We start from the raw sequence: 19,610 nt of genomic DNA, 5'->3' as shown, positions 1-19,610 counted from the left end.
CCTTCCTTTCATCAGGAGACGGTGAGCTTGACGCCCGGCGCACGCCAGCCGTTGTGGCTGTAGCCGCCTCCATTCATTTCGCTTTCCTCGGGCTGTACGTTGCCCTCGGTATCCGTCGCACGGCTGACGAGCGTGTAGGTCCCGGGCGCCAGGTCGGCCGAGAGGACGAAGACGCGCCAGGCGAAACGTCCAAGGTCGGGTCCGACGAACTCGGCTTCCTGCCACGTCTGGCCGCCGTCCACAGAGACTTCCACGCTCTTGCAGGCATTCATTCCGCCGAAGGCGACGCCTGCAATCTGAACCGGGCCCGCTTTCGCGGCCTCCTGCGCGGTGGTGATCCAGGACTTCACGGGCTGCTCCCAGACCGATGGCTGGTCGGGCGCACCTTTTTGCCCGAGCGCATGAAGGCGATAGCTGGACTTCTGGATCTTCGCGTCCGTCTCTGCCTCGGTCAGGGCGACCGTCTTCACATATTTGATGTTGTTGACGCCCGAATAGCCCGGAACGACCATGCGCAGCGGGCCGCCGTGGGCGAGGGAAAGAGGCCTCCCGTTCATCTCCCATGCCAGGATCACATTATCGAGGTTCGAGATCGGGACCGAGCGCTCGACCACCAGAAGCTTGGGGTCGAGACCTGCCGGAAGCTCCTCACCGCCCGTCCCCGTGATGAAGCGGGCGCCTTCGGCAGGCCCGCCCAGGGCCTCGACAACGGCCTTCAGAGGGACGCCGCTCCAGATGACGCAGCCCGCAGCACCCACCGTCCAGGGCGTGCCGCTCATTTTCTGACCTTCCGTCAGTTGATCCTTGAAATATTTGCGTCCATTGCCCGAACATTGCAGCACAGTCGCCGCCGTCACCAGGCCCAGAGTCTTCAGCTCGGCGACCGTGAGCGTCCGCGGCTCCTTTACGCCTGATATCTCCACCTTCCATCCGTCGCGATCGGCAAGAATCGATTCGGGAGGCGTGTTGACGTTGTTGCGGATGTAGAGCTTATCCTCGGGCGTGATGACGCTGGTGCCGAACTCGCTCCGCTTGGTCTCCAGCGTCTTGTCACTGTGAACGATCAGCGCGTCGGCGTCTTTCCAGGCAATGTAGTCGGGCAGAGGCTTCGTTTCCTTCGCCTGCGCAAGCCCACCGGTACCGGCAGCGACGACAGCTCCGGCGCTCCCGGTCAGAAAACTCCGCCGCTTCATGGTCAGCAAGTCAATCAAGTCGCGTCTCCCTTTTCCGCAGGGCAGCATGCCCGGTCGATCTTCTTCGAATGATCGGAAGAGACGAGTGACGGCGTGGAAAATTCCCTCCGTCGGATTATTTTTCCGAAATCCGACGGTGCCGCGACTTATCGAGCGGTCAGCCGACGCAGGGTTGGCGCATCACCCCGAGGCTGGCGATGAGCCCCCCTCCCTGGCGCTCCCCTTCGCTCGCGAGCTTCAGGGAACCGGCGAGAAGGGCGAAGCGGGCTTCGTCCATGCCTCGGGCGACGAGCAGGAAGCCTTCGGCGCCGCCCGACCAGGAGGCGTGAAGAAGTCCGCCTTCGCTCGACAAGTCGAATTCCTGTCTCGCGTCGGGGCGAGTGAATCGAAAAAGGCTCAGCCGACAACCGGAGCGCCCGACATACCCCGTATGCAGGGCGGCTTTGCCGTCCACGGACGTGTCGCGCACGAAGGCGGGCGTCAAGCCGGCTGCGGTCATTTCCGGTGCAAACAGGTCCGCGGGCGTGGAAGCCGGAAGCACCGGCGGCGCTATTGAGCCCCCGACCCATGCAGCATGTTCCAGAGCGGCATCGCGAACCGCCGCATCCACCGGCCCTCCCGGCGCCCTCGCGACCCCGAACCAGGTCGCCGCGAAGACCAGTAGCGTGACGCACGCACCCGCAGCAAACGACAGCATCCATCTACTCACCGGCCGCGGACGAGGCACGGTGACCACGACGATTTCCGGAGCCATCCCAGCCACCGCGGCCTTGACCTCCGACAGCTTCGCCGCGTGCCGCGCGACGGCCTCGTCGGACGCGATCAGACGCGCGACGCGCGAGGCTTCCTCCGGCTCGAGCTCACCGTCGACATAGGCACTCAAGATTTCGGGATCGATCTCGTTTTCCGTCATTTTCGGCCTTCTCGTTGCCGGGTGAGCTGGACGACGTTGGCCTCGCCGAGCTGCGCTGCCAGTGCCCGTCTGGCCCGGCTGACGCGGCTCATGACGGTACCTCTGGGCACGGCGATCATCATTGCCACTTCCTCGTAACTGAAACCGGATATATCGACGAGTGCAAGTATCTCCCGGTGTTCCGTGCTAAGCCGGGTAAACGCCTGGCGCACGGAAAACGCATCGACCAGCACGGTTTCCGGCGCGACCGGCGCGGGCACCAGATCCGTGACGAACTCCTGTTCCAGGTCGGACCGGCGGCGGCGAGAACGGGACTGGTCGATCCAGATGTTCCGAAGGATGGCGAAGAGCCATGCGCGAAATGCCGGCTCCGTTTCGGGCACGCTTCGCGCATCCAAGGCGCGGGCGATGCACTCCTGGAAGATATCCTGTGCTCCGTCGCGATCGCGCGAAAGCGCGACGGCATAAGCGAAAAGCCGCGCATAATGCGGTTCCAGTCTCCGTTCAACGCGCGAGCGCATGATACCCGACATGACACCCGATCAGGGCTGCTCGCGTTCCCGCCTCGATGCTTCCGGTTCGTCCCATTTTTCCTCCGCGGCGTAGAGACGAGCGAGTTGCCCCGCTTATTCCATGATGCGCTACCTCCGCTCGCGATTTCTCGGCGCGCTTGCCGGCCCCATCAGGTCAGTGCGAGAAGATCTGCCCGCAGACGTTGCGCGCCGCCCTCCCCCAGACCTTCGTCGAGCGCTTCATGGGTTGCCTTCCAGATCGGCAGGGCTTCGGCCAGCAGCCGGCCGCCCTCCGCCGTCAGCCGCACGCGTTTCAGACGCCTGTCGCCAGGGTCGGCGAACGCCTCTACAAGGCCTCGTCGCTCCAGCGGCTTCAGCGCCGCCGTCAAGGTCGTGCGGTCCATGGCGAGCACGGCGGCAACCGCGCTCATGCTCGGCGGGTCCGGCCGGTTGAGCGACATCATCAGCGAGAACTGACCATTGGTAATCTCGAGCGGCCTCAGCGCCTCGTCGAACCGACGGGCGAGCGCCCGGGCGGCGCGCTGGACATGCAGGCAGAGGCAAGTGTCCCTGACGAAGAGCGTGGTGGAAAAAGGGATCGGCAGCGGCTTTGACATAAAATAGTAATGTTGATATCAACATAATTAGTCAAGCGCCGGCGTGAGGCGCGCGCAAAGGAAGCACGGAAGGATCCTTCGGCCGCTGAGCGGCGCTTCAGCGCCGCGCCCGGCGAAGGGGACGGCTGTGCACGACCATGGGAGGGAATCGTGAAAATAGAGCCGCAGGAAGAACACCGATGGCTGGAACAGCTGCTCGGCGAGTGGACCGTCACGTCGGAGGATTCGACGGGAAGCGGCGAGGACAGCCAGCCCTGGATCGAAAACGTCCGCTCGATGCACGGTCTCTGGGTCGTGTGCGAGGGACAGGGCATCATGCCCGGGGGAAGCCCTGGCCAGACTTTGATGACGCTCGGCTACAATCCCGACACCAAGCGTTATCTCGGCACCTGGATAGGATCCATGATGACGCATATGTGGGTCTATGACGGCGTGATCGAGGACGACGGGAAGACGCTTGCCCTCAATTGTGAAGGCCCCGACTTCGAAAATCCCGGCAAGACCGCACGATATCAGGATAGAATAACGCTCATCGACGCGAACCGCCGAACCCTTACGGCCCGCGTCCAGACCGAAAGCGGCGACTGGAAAGAAATGATGCGTGCGGAATACCGCCGCCGCTAGAGAGGAATCTAGGAAAAGTGCGCGCGGTTTTCCGCCCGCATTCCGCGCTGACTTACAGGCGATCACGTTCACGATTTCAGGTCGACCAACGACATGAAGCGCGTGCGGACGGACCGGAACTAGCCTTCGATTGCGTTCGCGTCCCCCCCACGCGACCGTCCGTCGCCAACCGCAACGACACATCCAGAACAACCGGAGGACCGACAATGCATGGGAAATTCGTCTGGTACGAACTGATGACGACGGACATGAAGGCGGCGGAAGCCTTCTACAGGGACATCGTTGGCTGGAGCGCGCGCGACGCGGGAGTGCCCGGCATGAACTACACGCTCTTTTCCTCCGGTGACCACCAGGTAGCGGGTCTCATGACGATGCCGGAAGGTGCGCTCGACATGCAGATACCGCCGGCATGGCTCGGCTATATCGCGGTCGACGATGTCGACGAGACCGCCGCCAAACTCGCCGCCGAAGGCGGAACGGTCCATCGAGCGCCGGAGGACATTCCGAATATCGGCCGCTTCGCGATCGTGACCGACCCGCACGGCGCCGCCTTCGCCCTCTTCAGGGGCGACGGCGATCCGCCACCGGCCATGGAACAAATGGCTGCCGGCAATATCGGCTGGCACGAACTGATGGCCGGCGACCTCGACACGGCCTTCAGCTTCTATTCCAAGCTGTTCGGCTGGACCAAGGACCAGGCGATGGATATGGGCGAGATGGGCATCTATCAGATCTTCGCCCATAACGGTCAGCCGATCGGCGGGATGATGACCAGACCGAGAGAGGTTCCCAATCCTTTCTGGCTCTACTACTTCAATGTCGAGGCGATCGACGCGGCAATCGACCGGGCGCAATCCGGCGGCGCGAAGCTGTTGATGGGTCCGATGGAAGTGCCCGGCGGAGCGTGGATCGCCCAGTTCACCGACCCTCAAGGGGCGCTCTTCGCGCTGGTCGCGCCGAAACGCTGAAGGTTGGCGCCTCTCGAAATGCGGGAAGGCGCCAAACATCTTCGCCGCTGTCCTGCTCCGGCGATCATCTCATGCCGGTGCCGGTACCGGCGAAGTCCGGCGCCTGCCCGCGTCCTGCCCCGGCGTGACGCGGGCATGGCGGGCGAGGAAATCGAGGACGGCGCGGACGCGCGCGGGCAGAGCGCCGCCCTGGCCGAGATAGACCGCATGAACCTCCTCGAGATCGCCCGGATTAAGGTCTTCCAGAACCGGCAGAAGCCGCCGGGCGCTGACGTCTTCCCTTACGGTGAACTCCGCAAGCCGTGCCAGCCCGGCGCCGGCAAGCGCCAATTGGCGCAACCCCTCGCCATCGCTCACCTGTACCGCCCCCGAGGCCGGCAGCACCACCGTTTCCCCGCCTCTCCTCAACGGCCAGCCGTCGACGGCGCGCGCGTAGCAGAAGCCGAGCCGCTCATGCTCCTTGAGCTCCTCGATCGACGAGGGCATTCCGTACCGTTCTATGTAGGACGGTGCCGCCACGATCATCATCCGCGTCGCCCCGAGCTTGCGCGCAATCAGCGTCGAGCTCTTCAGCGGCCCCGCGCGGACAGCCACGTCGGCGCGCGCCTCCATCAGGTCCACGACGGCGTCGGTCATGACGATGTCGAGGCTGACGGCAGGAAAATGCGCCCGGAACTCGGGCACCAGCGGCATCAGGACGTGGGTGCCGAACGAGGCGTTGACGTTCAGCCGGACCCGGCCGACAGGGCTCTCGCCGGCCGATGCAGATCGCTCCGCCTCGTCGATATCGGCGAGGATGCGCACCGTGCGGTCGTAGAATGCATGTCCCTCCGGCGTCAGCTGCAGCTTTCGCGTCGAGCGGTTCACCAGCCTCACGCCAAGCCGCTCCTCGAGGCGCAGCACGAGCTTGCTGACGGCCGAAGGCGTCATCCGGTAATGGCGGGCAGCAGCTGAAAATCCGCCAAGCTCCACCGCCTTCGCAAAGATTTCCATTTCGCCCGAGCGATTGACCGATGGTCTCGACATATGAATTCAGCTCACAGATAATATTCCCGGCGACAGTCTATATCCAAAGCGAGTACAGCTCCATCTTCATGTGACTGATTCATGAGCAAGAGTGGAGTTGCAGCTATGGAATATCGACGGCTTGGTTCCTCGGGACTGAAAGTACCGGTCCTCAGCTTCGGAGCGGGCACCTTCGGCGGCAAAGGGCCGCTCTTTGGCGCCTGGGGCAGTACGGATGCGTCCGAGGCGCGCCGCCTCGTCGACATTTGCCTGGAGGCGGGCGTCAATCTTTTCGACACGGCAGACGTCTATTCCGACGGCGCTTCGGAAGAGGTTCTTGGCGCCGCGATCAAGGGCCGGCGCGACGACATCATTCTGTCGACGAAACTGTCGCTTCCTGTCGGCGAAGGACCGAACGCCGCCGGCTCGTCGCGCTCGCGCCTGATCAGCGGTGTGGAAAAGGCGCTGAAACGACTCGGAACCGACTATATCGACCTGCTGCAACTGCACGCCTTCGATGCCGGAACGCCCGTCGAAGAGGTGCTGTCGACCCTCGACACGCTCGTGCGCTCGGGCAAGCTGCGCTATGTCGGCGTTTCCAATTTTTCCGGCTGGCAGCTGATGAAATCCCTCGCCGCCGCCGACCGCCACGGATATCCGCGCTACGTCGCCAACCAGGTCTATTATTCGCTGGTCGGCCGCGATTACGAATGGGAACTGATGCCGCTCGGTCTCGATCAGGGCGTCGGCGCACTCGTCTGGAGCCCGCTCGGCTGGGGGCGGCTCACCGGCAAGATCCGCCGCGGCGAGCCCTGGCCCGAGGGCAGCCGCCTGCACGACACCGCCTCCTTCGGGCCGCCGGTCGACGAGGAAAAGCTCTACGCCGTCGTTGAGGTTCTCCATGCCATCGCGCAGGAAACCGGCAAGACCGTTCCGCAAATCGCCATCAATTGGCTTCTCCAGCGCCCGACCGTTTCGAGTGTCATTATCGGCGCGCGCAATGAAGAGCAGCTCAGACAGAACCTCGGCGCCGTCGGCTGGTCGCTCACCGCCGAGGCGGTTGCCCGGCTCGACGCGGCGAGTGTGACGACCGCCCCCTACCCTTACTTCCCCTATTACCGGCAGGAGGGCTTCGCGCGGATCAACCCGCCGGTCGTCTGAAGAAACGGGACATGCACGCAAGCGGCGAAGCCGGCAGCTCCAAACGGGCCTGCCGGCCATCTGCCGAAAGCTTCGCCAGCGAAACATTCCATATTTGTGATACATGGTCGAATCGGAATCGGCGGTTCAGCCGATGATGTTGCGCGAGCGGGGCGTCCGGCAGGAGTTGGAATGACGAAGAGGCAGGCGGCAGGGCCGGAACAGACGAGCCGAATCGAGGGCGGCCCGGCCTATGGCTATTGCGCCTTGCCCGGCGTCGCCGACGAAATGCTCGACGCGCGCGGCAACGTCCGGCCGGTATGGCAGCGACTGCTCGCGACGCTCGGCCGCATGGACGAGACGGATCTTGCCAACCGCTTCGCCCGCGCGGACCGGTATCTGCGCGATGCCGGAGTCTTCTATCGCGCCTACGGCAAGGAGAATTCCGAGCGCGGCTGGCCGCTTTCGCACATTCCCGTGTTGATCGACGAGGCGGAATGGGCCACGGTTTCCGCCGGCCTCGTCCAGCGGGCCGAACTGCTCGAGCGGGTGCTTGCCGACGTCTATGGCGAGAACCGGCTGGTCAAGGCCGGCCTTCTGCCCCCCGCGCTCATCGCTTCCAATCCGGAGTTCCTGCGCCCGATGGTCGGTCTCGAACCGGCGAACGGACATTTTCTGCACTTCTGCTCCTTCGAGATCGGACGCGGCCCCGACGGAAACTGGTGGGTGCTTTCCGACCGGACCGAGGCACCCTCCGGCGCCGGCTTTGCGCTCGAGAACCGGGTGGCGACGACGCGCGCCTTTTCCGACCTCTATGCAGAAAGCCATGTCCATCGCCTGGCGGGATTCTTCGGGGCCTTCCGCGACACGCTGCAGGGGCACAAGCAGCATGCGGACGACCGCATTGCCGTGCTCTCACCGGGCTTCGCCAACGAGACCTATTTCGAGCATGCCTACATTGCCCGCTATCTCGGTTTCATGCTGCTCGAGGGCGAAGATCTGACGGTTGTCGGGGGACGGGTCATGGTGCGCACGGTGGCCGGCCTGAAACCCGTCGGTGTGCTCTGGCGCCGCCTCGACGCATCGTTTGCCGATCCGCTGGAACTCAATCAATCCTCCCATATCGGCACACCGGGTATCGTCGAGGCGCTGAGGGCCGGCTCCGTTTCGATCGTCAATGCACTCGGATCCGGTATCCTGGAAACGCGTGCCTTCCTGGCTTTCATGCCGGCGATCTGCCGTCATCTGCTCGGCGAGGAGCAGAAGCTGCCGTCGATCGCCACCTGGTGGTGCGGACAGGAAGCCGAACGGCGGCATGTCGCCGGCAATATCGAGCGCATGGTCATCGGCCCGGCCTATTCGACGCGGCCCTTCTTCGACGACGAAGGCCAGTCGGTACTCGGCGCCTCCTTTCGCGAAAGCGCCGGGACCTCCGTCGGCGAATGGCTCGCCGCGGACGGCGGCAAGCTGGTGGGCCAGGAGGCCGTTACGCTGTCGACGACGCCGGCCTGGGTGCTTGGCCGGCTCACACCTCGACCGATGAGCCTCCGGGTGTTTGCCGCGCGCACGCGCGACGGCTGGCAGATCATGCCGGGCGGCTTCGCTCGCATCGGCTCCGGCGATGACGTGGCGGCAATAGCGATGCAGGCCGGCGGCACTGCCGCCGACGTCTGGATCGTGAGCGGCAAGCCCGTTGACCGCACGACCTTGCTTCCGGCGGAGGAGAGCTTCACCCGAAACCTGCCCGGCAGCCTGCCCAGCCGGGCTGCGGACAACCTCTTCTGGCTCGGCCGCTATATAGAAAGGGCGGAAGGCGCCCTTCGGGTTCTGCGCGCCTGGCACGGGCGTTTCGCCGAATCCGCCGATGCCAACATGCCGCTGCTGAAGGACGTGAGCGACTACCTCGCCGTACTCGGAATCAATACCGAAGAGCCGGTACCGGACAGCCTGCTTTCCAGCATCGACAGCGCCCTTTTCAGCGCCGGGAACATCCGCGACCGCTTCTCGCCGGACGGGTGGCTCGCGCTCAACGACCTCTCCAGAACGGCGCGGAAGTTCCACGCGACCGTGCAGGCGGGCGACGACGCCACGCACGCGATGACGGTCCTTCTGCGAAAACTCGCCGGCTTCGCGGGCCTGGTGCACGAAAACATGTATCGCTTCACGGGATGGCGGTTCCTGTCGATCGGACGCTATCTCGAACGCGGCCTGCATATGACGGGACTGCTCGGCCACATGTCCGGCCCGGAGGCTCCCGACGGCGCCTATGACATGCTGCTGGAGATCGGCGACAGCGTCATGACGCACCGCCGGCGCTACAACGTCAACACGGCGGCACCGACGGTCACCGACCTTCTGGCGCTCGATCCGCTCAATCCGCGCTCGGTGCTTTATCAGCTCAACGAGATCAAGAAAGAGGTCGAGCTCCTGCCGAATGCCTTCGTCAACGGGCAGATGTCACCGTTCTATCGCGAGACGATGCGGGTTCATTCCGGGCTTGCGATCATGACGCCGGAGCAGATGGATATGGCCGTCTACAGGCGCCTGATGCAGGACCTCGAACGGATGTCCGAACTGCTGGCGCAGACCTATCTCGGCTGAGGGAGATGGCTGCCGTGCTCTACGACATCAGCCTGAAGATCACCTACGGTTACGAGGCTCCGGTAAGCGGCGGAAGACATCTCTTACGTGTCCTGCCAGTATCCATTCCCGGGCGGCAACGTCTTGTAGCCGGATCCGTGACTTGCCAGCCGGTGCCCTTCGAAAGCCGGGAAGGCAAGGATTTCTTCGCCAATCACACGACGTCGATCCTGTTCCGCTCCGTGCATGACCATCTCGTCATGCGGATGCAGGCGCGTGTCCAGGCCGAGGCGCCGGCGCTCACGGCCGACCTCTCGCCTCCGCTCGGCAGTCTTGCATCCGAGCTTGCCGCCTGCTGGTCGGTCGACGCCGAATCCCCGCATCATTTCCTGGGTCCGAGCCCCCTCCTTCCCGCCGTGCCGGAGATTGCCGCCTATGCCCGCGCGATCGCCGGCAACCCTATGACGGTCGAGCAGATCGGAGCCGCCGTCTGCGATCGCATCCACCGCGACTTCGCCTACGACCCCGAAGCGACCACCGTGAACACCACCCCCGGCGAGGCCTTCGAGCTGAAGCGCGGCGTCTGCCAGGACTTCGCCCATGTGATGATCGTGGCGCTGCGCAGCCTCGGGATCCCCGCCGGCTATGTCAGCGGGTTCCTGAGAACCCTGCCGCCGCCGGGCCGGGACCGGCTGGAAGGCGCCGACGCGATGCATGCCTGGGTCCGCTTCTGGTGCGGCACCACGGGCGGCTGGATGGAGCTTGATCCTACCAACAATATTCCGGCCGGCATCGACCACATCGTCGTCGGCCATGGCCGCGACTACGGCGATGTCGCCCCCGTGATCGGGGTGCTGAAAGGCTACGGCCGTCACACGACGGAGCAGGCCGTCGACGTCGTACCCGTCGGCTGACCCGAAACGGCACATATGTCCTGCTTCGGCACGGCCGCACCGGGCGAAATTCCATTAGTAGCCATGGGTTTTTCAGGAGCTTCGCTAAAATTCAACCGATTTCCTGAACTTGAGAGCAAGGTATCGCCGCTAATTGTCCCCCTGGGCTTGCAATGTATTTGCTGGGGTGTTCACAGATGCGAAGACGATCAATCATAAGCCGACCCTTCTTGGCGATGCTGCGCGATCGGGGCGGCAATTTCGGAATGATGACGGCGCTGCTCGCGCCACTGCTCCTGGCCGTGGGCGGCGTGTCTGTCGATGTCGCCAACATGCTGATGACACAGAACCAGCTTCAGGACGCAACCGACGCGGCAGCGCTCGCGGCGGCTTCCGCGCTCGTATCCGATGCGAAACCGGACATCGAAGAAGCGAAGGCGATCGCACGCAAGTTCCTGAAGACCCAGACGGCAGTGGCCTCCGCGACGGACATGCCGGGCGAGGAACAGCAGGTTGGCACCCGCCAGGCTTCGGAGAGCGAGGGACCGGCGGCCGCCGCACCACAATGGGACGACATCAACACGACGGAGATCAATATCGCCGCGACGGCAAACGGCGCGAAGGGGATGTCATTCCAGGTCACGGTCGCCAACAAACACCGCCTCCAGCTCAATGCGATGACACGCTTGCTCGGTCAGGAGTCGGTCGAGATCGAAACTCAGTCGACCGCCGAGAGCGCTACGGAGAGCAAGAACGCCCTGTCCATGTATCTGGTGCTCGACCGCTCCGGTTCGATGGCGTGGAAGACCAACACGGTCAACACGGCAAAGGCGAAATGCCAAAACTACACGGAAGCGAACTGGAGCAAGTATCCGGACCTGAAGGCGACCAGCCCCTGCTACGTCACCAAGGTCGACGCCTTGAAGGCAGCCGTCGCCGACCTCCTTCGCCAGCTTGTGACGGCGGACCCGGAATCGATCTATGTCCGTACCGGCGCGGTTTCCTACAACTCCGCTCAGGACACGGCGAGCGGTCTCTCCTGGGGCACGAAGGGTGCAGCCGACTATGTCAACGCCCTCGTGGCAACGGGCGGAACTGCCTCCGGCAGCGCCTTCAAGACCGCCTACCAGAAAGTGACAGCCCTGACCGAAGACAGCGCGCACGGCGCCAGGAACGGACAGGTGCCGACGAAGTACATCGTCTTCATGACCGACGGCGAAAACAACTACGCCAATGACGATACCGTCACCAAACAATGGTGCGACACGGCCAAGGCGAGCAAGGTTCAGGTCTACAGCGTAGCTTTCATGGCGCCGGACCGCGGCCAGAAGCTGCTGAAATACTGCGCTTCGTCCTCCTCGCATTATTTCGAAGCGGACGAGGCGTCCGATCTGGTCGCCGCCTTCAAGGCGATCGGCGAACGCGCCTCTGCACTGGCTTCCCGCCTGACGAAATGACCCAGGAGTCCGGCTGAAGTGCCGCCCGGTCCTGCCGGGCGGCCTTGATGTTCAACTGCTGCCGGAAGCGGGGGCTGACAAGCATCTGCTGTTTTAATCCTTTTAAAAACACCTGTTGCAAGCGCTTCGGATCGATGCATAAATTGCCCTTGAACCTGGTCGGTTCCGACCTGGGGCTTTCCGAAATGCAATAAGGGTATGACAGTTCTCATGATGACTCGGCTCTCAACCACCGAACTGCCGCAACCCGCCCTCAGATCCTCGGAACCCAGCCAGCTTGCAGTCGAGATCCTCGAGCGTCTGAAATACCGCATCGGCAAGGACCCGAAAGTCGCCAAGCCGCACGACTGGCTGACGGCCGCCATCCTCGTGGCGCGTGACCGCATCACCGACAAATGGATGGACTCCACCCGCAAGACCTATTCGACCGGCGCTAAGCGCGTCTACTACATGTCGCTCGAGTTCCTCATCGGCCGTATGATGCGCGACGCGATGACGAATCTCGGCCTCATGGACGAGATGCGCGATGCGCTCGCCTCGCTCGGCGTCGACATCGACGTGGTTGCGGCTCTGGAGCCGGATGCGGCGCTCGGCAATGGCGGTCTCGGCCGCCTCGCCGCCTGCTTCATGGAATCCATGGCGACCGTCGACGTGCCTGCATACGGCTATGGCATACGCTACATGCACGGCCTTTTCCGTCAGCAGATGGCCGACGGCTGGCAGGTCGAGCTGCCGGAGACCTGGCTGGCTCACGGCAACCCCTGGGAATTCGAGCGCCGCGAAAGCTCCTACGAGATCGGCTTCGGCGGCAGCGTCGAAACGGTCAACATCGACGAGGAAGTGCAGCGCTACGTGTGGAAGCCGGCCGAGCGCGTTATCGCCACCGCCTTCGACACGCCGGCCGTCGGATGGCGGGCAACGCGCGTCAACACGCTTCGCCTCTGGGCCGCGCAGCCGATCGACCCCATCCTGCTCGACGCCTTCAATGCCGGCGACCATATCGGGGCGCTGCGCGAAAGCAACAAGGCGGAAAGCCTGACGCGCGTGCTCTATCCGGCCGACGCCACCCCGGCCGGCCAGGAACTGAGGCTCCGGCAGGAATATTTCTTCTCCTCCGCCTCGCTCCAGGACATCCTGCGCCGTCATCTGCAGCAATATCCGGATTTCACGTCGCTGCCGGACGCCGTCGCCATCCAGCTCAACGATACGCATCCGGCAGTCTCCGTCGCCGAGCTGGTGCGTCTCTTGACCGATGTCCACGGGCTCAATTTCGAACAGGCCTGGGACATTTCTCGGCGGACCTTCTCCTATACGAACCACACGCTGCTGCCCGAAGCACTCGAGAGCTGGCCCGTTCCGCTCTTCGAGCGATTGCTGCCGCGTCACATGCAGATCGTCTACGCCATCAACGCCAAGATCCTGATCGAGGCACGCCGGGAGAGGCACGCGACGGACGAGGCGATCCGCAACATCTCGCTGATCGACGAAACGGGCGACCGGCGGGTGCGCATGGGCAATCTTGCCTTCGTCGGCTCGCACTCGATCAACGGCGTATCGGCTCTCCACACCGAACTGATGAAGGAAACGGTCTTCGCCGACCTTCACGGGCTCTATCCGGACCGCATCAACAACAAGACCAACGGCATCACGCCGCGCCGGTGGCTGATGCAGTGCAATCCGGGTCTTTTCGGCCTGATCCGGGAGGCGATCGGCGACGAGTTCATGGACAATACCGAGGCACTTCAGGCCCTCGACGCCTTTGCCGACAAGGCGGATTTCCAGGAGCACTTCGCAGCCGTCAAGCGCGCCAACAAGGTGCGGCTGGCAAAGCTGGTCCAGGCGAATCTCGGCATCCGGATCGATCCCTCGGCGATGTTCGACATCCAGATCAAGCGAATCCACGAATACAAGCGGCAGCTGCTGAATCTCATCGAAGCGGTGGCGCTTTACGACCAGATCCGCTCCCATCCCGAGCTCGACTGGGTGCCGCGCGTCAAGCTCTTCGCCGGCAAGGCGGCACCGAGCTATCATAACGCCAAGCTGATCATCAAACTTGCCAATGACATCGCCCGCGTCATCAACAACGATCCGGCCGTCCGCGGGCTCCTGAAGGTCGTCTTCGTCCCCAACTACAATGTGTCGCTTGCGGAAGTGATGGTGCCGGCGGCCGATCTCTCCGAGCAGATCTCGACGGCGGGCATGGAAGCCTCGGGCACCGGCAACATGAAGTTCGCGCTCAACGGAGCGCTGACCATCGGCACGCTCGATGGTGCCAACGTCGAAATGCGCGACTGGGTCGGTGAGGAAAACATCAAGATCTTCGGCATGACCGCCGAGGAGGTGGGCAAGGCGCGAGCGGAAGGACACAATCCGCGCGCCGTCATCGAAAATTCGCGCGAACTCTCGCAGGCGCTCGATGCGATCGCTTCCGGCGTCTTCTCGCCCGACGACCGCAATCGCTTCTCCGGCCTCGTGGACGGGCTCTACAACCACGACTGGTTCATGGTTGCAGCCGATTTCGAGGCCTATGCCAAGGCGCAGCGCGAGATCGACCAGCTCTGGACCACCCCGTCCGCCTGGTATTCGAAGGCGGTCCGCAACACCGCCCGCATGGGCTGGTTCTCGTCCGATCGCACGATCCGGCAATATGCCGGAGAGATCTGGAGAGCCGGATGACGGTTCCGCCCGGCAAGGACCCAGCCCCCGCCCCGTCAGGCATGCTGCCAGCGCCGGAAATCGCGGCAATACTTTCCGGTACCCACAGCAACCCCTTCGCCGTCCTTGGCGTTCATGCCGCCGGCAAGACCTATATCGCCCGGTGCTTCGTGCCGGGCGCGGACACGGTGGTCGCGGAAACGCTCAGCGGCAAGGAACTCGGCACGCTCGAGCGGCGCGACGAGGCCGGCTTCTTCGAGGGTCCGGTGGCGCTGCGCAAGGAGCAGCCTATCCGCTACCGCGCCCGCAACGACGGCGGCGAGTGGACCGTCATCGATCCCTACAGCTTCGGCCCCGTGCTCGGGCCGATGGACGACTACTATATCCGCGAGGGCTCGCATCTTCGCCTCTTCGACAAGATGGGCGCGCACCCGATCAGCCACGACGGCGCCGAGGGCTTTCACTTCGCCGTCTGGGCGCCGAACGCCCGCCGCGTGTCCGTGGTCGGCAGTTTCAACGACTGGGACGGACGCCGGCACGTCATGCGCCTGCGCGCCGACACGGGCATCTGGGAGATCTTCATTCCCGGCGTGCCCGTGGGGACGCCCTATAAATACGAAATCGTCGACAGCAATGGCACGCTGCTGCCGTTGAAGGCCGACCCCTTTGCCCGACGCTCGGAGCTCAGGCCCGACACGGCTTCGATGACCGCAGGCGAGATCGCCCAGGACTGGGAGGACGAGGCGCATCGTCGTCACTGGGCCGAGATCGATCCGCGCCGCCAGCCGATCTCGATCTACGAGGTCCATGCCGCCTCATGGCAGCGCCGCGACAATGGCGACATGCTCACCTGGGACGAACTGGCGGAAAGGCTGATCCCCTATTGCGTCGATATGGGCTTCACGCACATCGAGTTCCTGCCCATTTCGGAATATCCCTATGATCCGTCCTGGGGCTATCAGACCACGGGTCTCTATGCGCCGACCGCACGCTTCGGCGAGCCGGAGGGCTTTGCCCGTTTCGTCAACGGCTGCCATAAGGTCGGGATCGGTGTCATCCTCGACTGGGTGCCGGCGCATTTTCCGACCGACGAACACGGGCTTCGCTGGTTCGACGGCACCGCGCTTTACGAGCATGCGGATCCGCGCCAAGGTTTCCATCCCGACTGGAACACGGCAATCTACAATTTCGGCCGTCAGGAGGTCGTCGCCTTTCTGGTCAACAACGCTCTTTACTGGGCGGAAAAGTTCCATGTCGACGGCCTGCGCGTCGATGCGGTCGCCTCGATGCTCTATCTCGACTATTCGCGCAAGCATGACGAATGGGTGCCGAACGAATATGGCGGCAACGAAAATCTCGAGGCCGTGCGTTTCCTGCAGACGTTGAACACCCGCATCTACGGCATTCACCAGGGCGTACTGACCATCGCCGAGGAATCGACGTCCTGGCCGAAGGTCTCGCACCCGGTGCATGCGGGCGGGCTCGGCTTCGGCTTCAAGTGGAACATGGGTTTCATGCACGACACGCTGCAATATCTCTCGCGCGAGCCCGTGCACCGGAAGTTCCACCACAACGACATGACCTTCGGGCTGCTCTACGCCTTCAGCGAGAATTTCGTGCTGCCGCTGTCCCATGACGAGGTCGTCCACGGCAAGGGGTCGCTGATCGCCAAGATGGCCGGCGACGACTGGCAGAAATTCGCCAATCTCCGGGCCTATTACGGCTTCATGTGGGGTTATCCCGGTAAGAAGCTCCTTTTCATGGGACAGGAATTCGCCCAATGGCGCGAGTGGTCCGAGGACCGCGGCCTCGACTGGAATCTGCTCGAATACAATCTGCATGAGGGGATGCGCCGTCTGGTGCGCGACCTGAACGGCACCTATCGCTCGAAGCCGGCGCTGCATGCGCGCGACTGCGAGGGCGACGGCTTCGAATGGCTGATTGCCGACGACCGCGAAAATTCCGTCTTCGCCTGGCTCAGGAAGGCGCCCGGAGAAAAGCTGGTCGCCGTCGTCACCAACTTCACTCCGGTTTACCGGGAGCATTACGACATACCGCTTCCCGTGGCAGGGCGCTGGAAGGAAGTTCTCAACACCGACGCGGAAATCTATGGAGGCAGTGGCAAGGGCAACGGCGGCGCCGTCCAGGCAGAGAAGAGAGCGAACGGAGAGATAATCGCCACCATCACGCTGCCGCCTCTGGCGACGCTGATGCTGGAGCAGGATTAGAGCGTCCCGCCCGACGGGGACTGGCTCGACGGGCGGAACAGGAGGAAATCGTTTGGGCGCGAGGCGTCGAAGAGACGCCAAGCAGTCCCCCGAAATGATTTTGGGGAGGAAAAATGGTGGAAAAACGTACGCAACCCCTGGCCCGTGATGCCATGGCCTATGTTCTCGCCGGCGGCCGCGGCAGCCGGCTCAAGGAACTCACCGACCGGCGTGCGAAACCTGCCGTCTATTTCGGCGGAAAGGCGCGGATCATCGATTTCGCGCTTTCAAATGCGCTGAATTCCGGCATCCGGCGCATCGGCGTCGCCACGCAGTACAAGGCCCACTCGTTGATCCGGCACCTCCAGCGCGGCTGGAACTTCTTCCGGCCGGAGCGTAACGAGAGCTTCGATATCCTGCCGGCGAGCCAGCGTGTCTCCGAAACGCAGTGGTACGAAGGCACCGCCGACGCGGTCTATCAGAACATCGACATCATCGAGGACCATGGCGTCGAATACATGGTGATTCTCGCCGGCGACCACGTCTACAAGATGGACTACGAACTGATGCTGCAGCAGCACGTCGATTCGGGCGCCGACGTGACCGTCGGCTGCCTGGAGGTGCCGCGCATGGAGGCGACGGGCTTCGGCGTCATGCATGTGGACAATGCGGACCGCATCATCGCCTTCGTCGAAAAGCCGGCCGATCCGCCGGGGATCCCCGGCAATCCGGACATGGCACTCGCGTCCATGGGCATCTACGTGTTCCACACGAAATTCCTGATGGACATGCTGCGTCGGGATGCCGCCGATCCCAAATCGAGCCGCGACTTCGGCAAGGACATCATTCCCTACATCGTCGAACACGGCAAAGCGGTGGCCCACCGCTTCACCCATTCCTGCGTCCGGTCAGACTTCGAGCGCGAGGCCTATTGGCGCGACGTCGGCACCATCGACGCCTATTGGCAGGCCAATATCGATCTCACCCATATCACGCCCGAGCTCGACATCTACGACAGCACCTGGCCGATCTGGACCTTCTCTGAAATCAAGCCGCCGGCCAAATTCGTCCATGACGACGAGAACCGCCGCGGCTCGGCCACGTCCTCGCTCGTATCGGGCGATTGCATCATCTCGGGTGCCGCTCTCAACAGGAGCCTGTTGTTCACCGGCGTCCGGGTGAATTCATACTCCAGACTCGAAAATGCCGTAGTTCTCCCTGACGTGACGATCGGTCGGCATTCGATTCTGCGCAATGTCGTCATCGACAGCCGCGTCGTCATTCCGGAGGGCCTGGTCGTCGGTGACGATCCGGAACTCGATGCTAAACGCTTCCGCCGCACGGAGAGCGGCGTTTGCCTGATCACGCAAACGATGATCGACAAGCTGGGAATGTAGCCGCGTATGAACATCCTGTCAGTTGCGTCCGAAGTCTACCCGCTGGTGAAGACGGGGGGCCTCGCCGATGTCGTCGGCGCGCTGCCCTCCGCACTTCTCCTGCATGGTGTGCGGACGCGCACGCTGGTGCCCGGCTATCCCTCGGTGCTGAAGAAACTGAAGAAGAAAAAAACGGTCGGCCGCTTCGACAACCTCTTCGGCCATCCAGCCACGGTGCTTGCCGCCGAGGTCAACGGGATGGACCTGCTCGTCCTCGACCAGCCGGCTCTCTATGCCCGGGACGGTGGCCCTTATCTCGATTCGACCGGGCGGGATTATCCCGATAATTTCCGGCGCTTCGCCGCTCTCTCGCTGGCGGCTGCGGAGATCGCGGGGAACGGCATCATCTCCGACTGGAAGCCGGACATCGTTCACGTCCACGATTGGCAGACGGCACTCACCCCCGTCTATATGCGCTTCGGCCCGGCGCCGGACCTGCCGACGGTGATGACGATCCACAACATCGCCTTTCAGGGTCAGTTCGGCGCCTCGGTGTTCCCGGAACTGGCGCTGCCGCCGGAAGCCTTTTCCACGCAGTTCGTCGAATATTATGGAGATGTCGGCTTCCTCAAAGGCGGCCTGCAGACGGCAAGCGCAATCACGACGGTCAGCCCTTCATACGCGCAGGAAATCCTGACGCCCGAGTTCGGCATGGGTCTTGACGGGCTCCTGTCGAGCCGTGTCGCGGACCTGACGGGCATCGTCAACGGCATCGACGGAGACACGTGGGATCCGCAGACGGACCCGCACCTTCCGGCGCATTACGGGCCCGGCACGCTCAAACGGCGCGCCGGCAACCGCAAGGCGCTGGAAGAGCGTTTCGGCCTCGAAAAAGGTCCGGGGCCGATCTTCTGCATCATCAGCCGCCTCACCTGGCAGAAGGGCATGGACCTCGTCGCCGAAGCCGCCGACGATATCGTGGCTCTCGGCGGCAAGCTCGTCGTGCTCGGCTCCGGCGATCCGGCGCTGGAAAGCGCGCTTATGGCAGCCGCGTCGCGCCACCGCGGACATATCGGCATGGTGACCGGTTATGACGAGCCGCTGTCGCATCTCATGCAGGCAGGCGCCGATGCTATCCTCATTCCGTCACGTTTCGAGCCTTGCGGCCTGACGCAGCTCTATGGCCTGCGCTATGGTTGCGTTCCGGTCGTGGCCCGCACCGGCGGTCTCACCGACACGATCATCGACGCCAACGAGGCGGCGCTGTCGGCGAAGTGCGCGACCGGCTTTCATTTCCTGCCGGTGAACACCGACGGGCTAAAACTTGCGATCCGGCGCGTCCTGCGCGCATACAATGAACCCAAGCTCTGGGCACGCCTGCAGAACCAGGGCATGAAATCCGACGTTTCCTGGGCCAAAAGCGCGGAACGCTACGTCTCGCTTTACTCCGCTCTTCTCGCGAAAGGCTAA

At 63.5% G+C, this 19,610-nt stretch carries 15 protein-coding genes; 10 read left to right on the top strand and 5 right to left on the bottom strand.

What is annotated here, in order from left to right:
- Positions 1–11 precede the first annotated feature (11 nt).
- The 4 genes from sorT to BHD07_RS00945 all read right to left on the bottom strand — a co-directional run bounded on the left by sorT (position 12) and on the right by BHD07_RS00945 (position 3,235).
- Complete coding sequence (gene sorT, locus BHD07_RS00960; RefSeq protein WP_198516770.1) at positions 12–1,211, bottom strand: SorT family sulfite dehydrogenase catalytic subunit; 1,200 nt, start codon at positions 1,209–1,211, stop codon at positions 12–14.
- A 139-nt stretch (positions 1,212–1,350) separates the two neighbouring features.
- Positions 1,351–2,106 (bottom strand): anti-sigma factor family protein, encoded by a 756-nt coding sequence (locus tag BHD07_RS00955; RefSeq protein WP_338277116.1) that lies wholly within the window; start codon positions 2,104–2,106, stop codon positions 1,351–1,353.
- Positions 2,103–2,639, bottom strand: coding sequence for an RNA polymerase sigma factor (locus BHD07_RS00950; protein WP_338277114.1), 537 nt, complete (start codon positions 2,637–2,639; stop codon positions 2,103–2,105). The genes BHD07_RS00955 and BHD07_RS00950 overlap by 4 nt, the downstream gene beginning before the upstream one ends.
- Before the next feature lie 149 nt (positions 2,640–2,788).
- A complete protein-coding gene (locus BHD07_RS00945; protein ID WP_018096742.1) occupies positions 2,789–3,235 on the bottom strand; it encodes a MarR family winged helix-turn-helix transcriptional regulator in 447 nt (148 codons plus the stop codon).
- A 150-nt stretch (positions 3,236–3,385) separates the two neighbouring features.
- Between BHD07_RS00945 and BHD07_RS00940 the strand changes: the two genes are divergently transcribed.
- Both BHD07_RS00940 and BHD07_RS00935 read left to right on the top strand, forming a co-directional pair.
- Positions 3,386–3,859 carry a DUF1579 domain-containing protein gene (locus tag BHD07_RS00940; protein WP_338277111.1) on the top strand — a complete coding sequence of 158 codons (474 nt, stop codon included), beginning with the start codon at positions 3,386–3,388 and terminating at the stop codon, positions 3,857–3,859.
- A 206-nt stretch (positions 3,860–4,065) separates the two neighbouring features.
- Positions 4,066–4,827 (top strand): VOC family protein, encoded by a 762-nt coding sequence (locus tag BHD07_RS00935; protein WP_275597341.1) that lies wholly within the window; start codon positions 4,066–4,068, stop codon positions 4,825–4,827.
- Between the two features lie 69 nt (positions 4,828–4,896).
- On the opposite strand, the gene BHD07_RS00930 is transcribed toward BHD07_RS00935, so the two are convergent.
- Positions 4,897–5,853, bottom strand: a complete 957-nt coding sequence (locus BHD07_RS00930; protein ID WP_338277109.1) for a LysR family transcriptional regulator — start codon at positions 5,851–5,853, stop codon at positions 4,897–4,899.
- Positions 5,854–5,958: 105 nt separating this feature from the next.
- On the opposite strand from BHD07_RS00930, the gene BHD07_RS00925 reads away from it, so the two are divergent.
- The 8 genes from BHD07_RS00925 to glgA all read left to right on the top strand — a co-directional run bounded on the left by BHD07_RS00925 (position 5,959) and on the right by glgA (position 19,610).
- Positions 5,959–6,993 (top strand): aldo/keto reductase, encoded by a 1,035-nt coding sequence (locus BHD07_RS00925; RefSeq protein WP_338277107.1) that lies wholly within the window; start codon positions 5,959–5,961, stop codon positions 6,991–6,993.
- A gap of 171 nt (positions 6,994–7,164) precedes the next feature.
- Positions 7,165–9,573: a circularly permuted type 2 ATP-grasp protein gene (locus BHD07_RS00920; protein ID WP_338277105.1), complete on the top strand. Its 2,409-nt coding sequence runs from the start codon at positions 7,165–7,167 to the stop codon at positions 9,571–9,573.
- A gap of 5 nt (positions 9,574–9,578) precedes the next feature.
- Complete coding sequence (locus BHD07_RS00915) at positions 9,579–10,466, top strand: transglutaminase family protein (RefSeq protein WP_338277103.1); 888 nt, start codon at positions 9,579–9,581, stop codon at positions 10,464–10,466.
- Positions 10,467–10,642: 176 nt separating this feature from the next.
- Complete coding sequence (locus tag BHD07_RS00910) at positions 10,643–11,902, top strand: vWA domain-containing protein (RefSeq protein WP_411933259.1); 1,260 nt, start codon at positions 10,643–10,645, stop codon at positions 11,900–11,902.
- A gap of 198 nt (positions 11,903–12,100) precedes the next feature.
- Positions 12,101–14,578: a glycogen/starch/alpha-glucan phosphorylase gene (locus BHD07_RS00905; RefSeq protein ID WP_338277100.1), complete on the top strand. Its 2,478-nt coding sequence runs from the start codon at positions 12,101–12,103 to the stop codon at positions 14,576–14,578.
- On the top strand, positions 14,575–16,785 hold the full coding sequence (gene glgB / locus BHD07_RS00900) for a 1,4-alpha-glucan branching protein GlgB (protein ID WP_445190473.1): 2,211 nt from the start codon (positions 14,575–14,577) through the stop codon (positions 16,783–16,785). Before BHD07_RS00905 ends, glgB begins: the two co-directional genes overlap by 4 nt.
- Positions 16,786–16,898: 113 nt before the next feature.
- Entirely contained in the window at positions 16,899–18,161 is a 1,263-nt protein-coding gene (gene glgC / locus BHD07_RS00895; protein ID WP_003533906.1) for a glucose-1-phosphate adenylyltransferase, read from the top strand.
- Between the two features lie 6 nt (positions 18,162–18,167).
- Positions 18,168–19,610 carry a glycogen synthase GlgA gene (gene glgA, locus BHD07_RS00890; protein WP_338277098.1) on the top strand — a complete coding sequence of 481 codons (1,443 nt, stop codon included), beginning with the start codon at positions 18,168–18,170 and terminating at the stop codon, positions 19,608–19,610.

This window comes from Sinorhizobium sp. KGO-5, from assembly GCF_036245905.1.
In the GTDB taxonomy this organism is placed as follows: Bacteria; Pseudomonadota; Alphaproteobacteria; order Rhizobiales; family Rhizobiaceae; genus Sinorhizobium; species Sinorhizobium meliloti_A.
Note: the sequence above shows the minus strand (reverse complement) of the source record. Positions and strands in the feature narration are given on the sequence as shown.

Bases quoted from the DNA above. Each gene is read 5' to 3' on its own strand.
- BHD07_RS00920 (WP_338277105.1), top strand. From the start codon at position 7,165: ATGACGAAGAGGCAGGCGGCAGGGCCGGAACAGACGAGCCGAATCGAG.
- BHD07_RS00945 (WP_018096742.1), bottom strand. From the start codon at position 3,235: ATGTCAAAGCCGCTGCCGATCCCTTTTTCCACCACGCTCTTCGTCAGG.
- BHD07_RS00955 (WP_338277116.1), bottom strand. From the start codon at position 2,106: ATGACGGAAAACGAGATCGATCCCGAAATCTTGAGTGCCTATGTCGAC.
- BHD07_RS00925 (WP_338277107.1), top strand. From the start codon at position 5,959: ATGGAATATCGACGGCTTGGTTCCTCGGGACTGAAAGTACCGGTCCTC.
- BHD07_RS00935 (WP_275597341.1), top strand. From the start codon at position 4,066: ATGCATGGGAAATTCGTCTGGTACGAACTGATGACGACGGACATGAAG.
- BHD07_RS00905 (WP_338277100.1), top strand. From the start codon at position 12,101: ATGACAGTTCTCATGATGACTCGGCTCTCAACCACCGAACTGCCGCAA.
- BHD07_RS00910 (WP_411933259.1), top strand. From the start codon at position 10,643: ATGCGAAGACGATCAATCATAAGCCGACCCTTCTTGGCGATGCTGCGC.
- glgA (WP_338277098.1), top strand. From the start codon at position 18,168: ATGAACATCCTGTCAGTTGCGTCCGAAGTCTACCCGCTGGTGAAGACG.
- BHD07_RS00930 (WP_338277109.1), bottom strand. From the start codon at position 5,853: ATGTCGAGACCATCGGTCAATCGCTCGGGCGAAATGGAAATCTTTGCG.
- glgC (WP_003533906.1), top strand. From the start codon at position 16,899: ATGGTGGAAAAACGTACGCAACCCCTGGCCCGTGATGCCATGGCCTAT.
- glgB (WP_445190473.1), top strand. From the start codon at position 14,575: ATGACGGTTCCGCCCGGCAAGGACCCAGCCCCCGCCCCGTCAGGCATG.
- BHD07_RS00915 (WP_338277103.1), top strand. From the start codon at position 9,579: ATGGCTGCCGTGCTCTACGACATCAGCCTGAAGATCACCTACGGTTAC.
- BHD07_RS00950 (WP_338277114.1), bottom strand. From the start codon at position 2,639: ATGTCGGGTATCATGCGCTCGCGCGTTGAACGGAGACTGGAACCGCAT.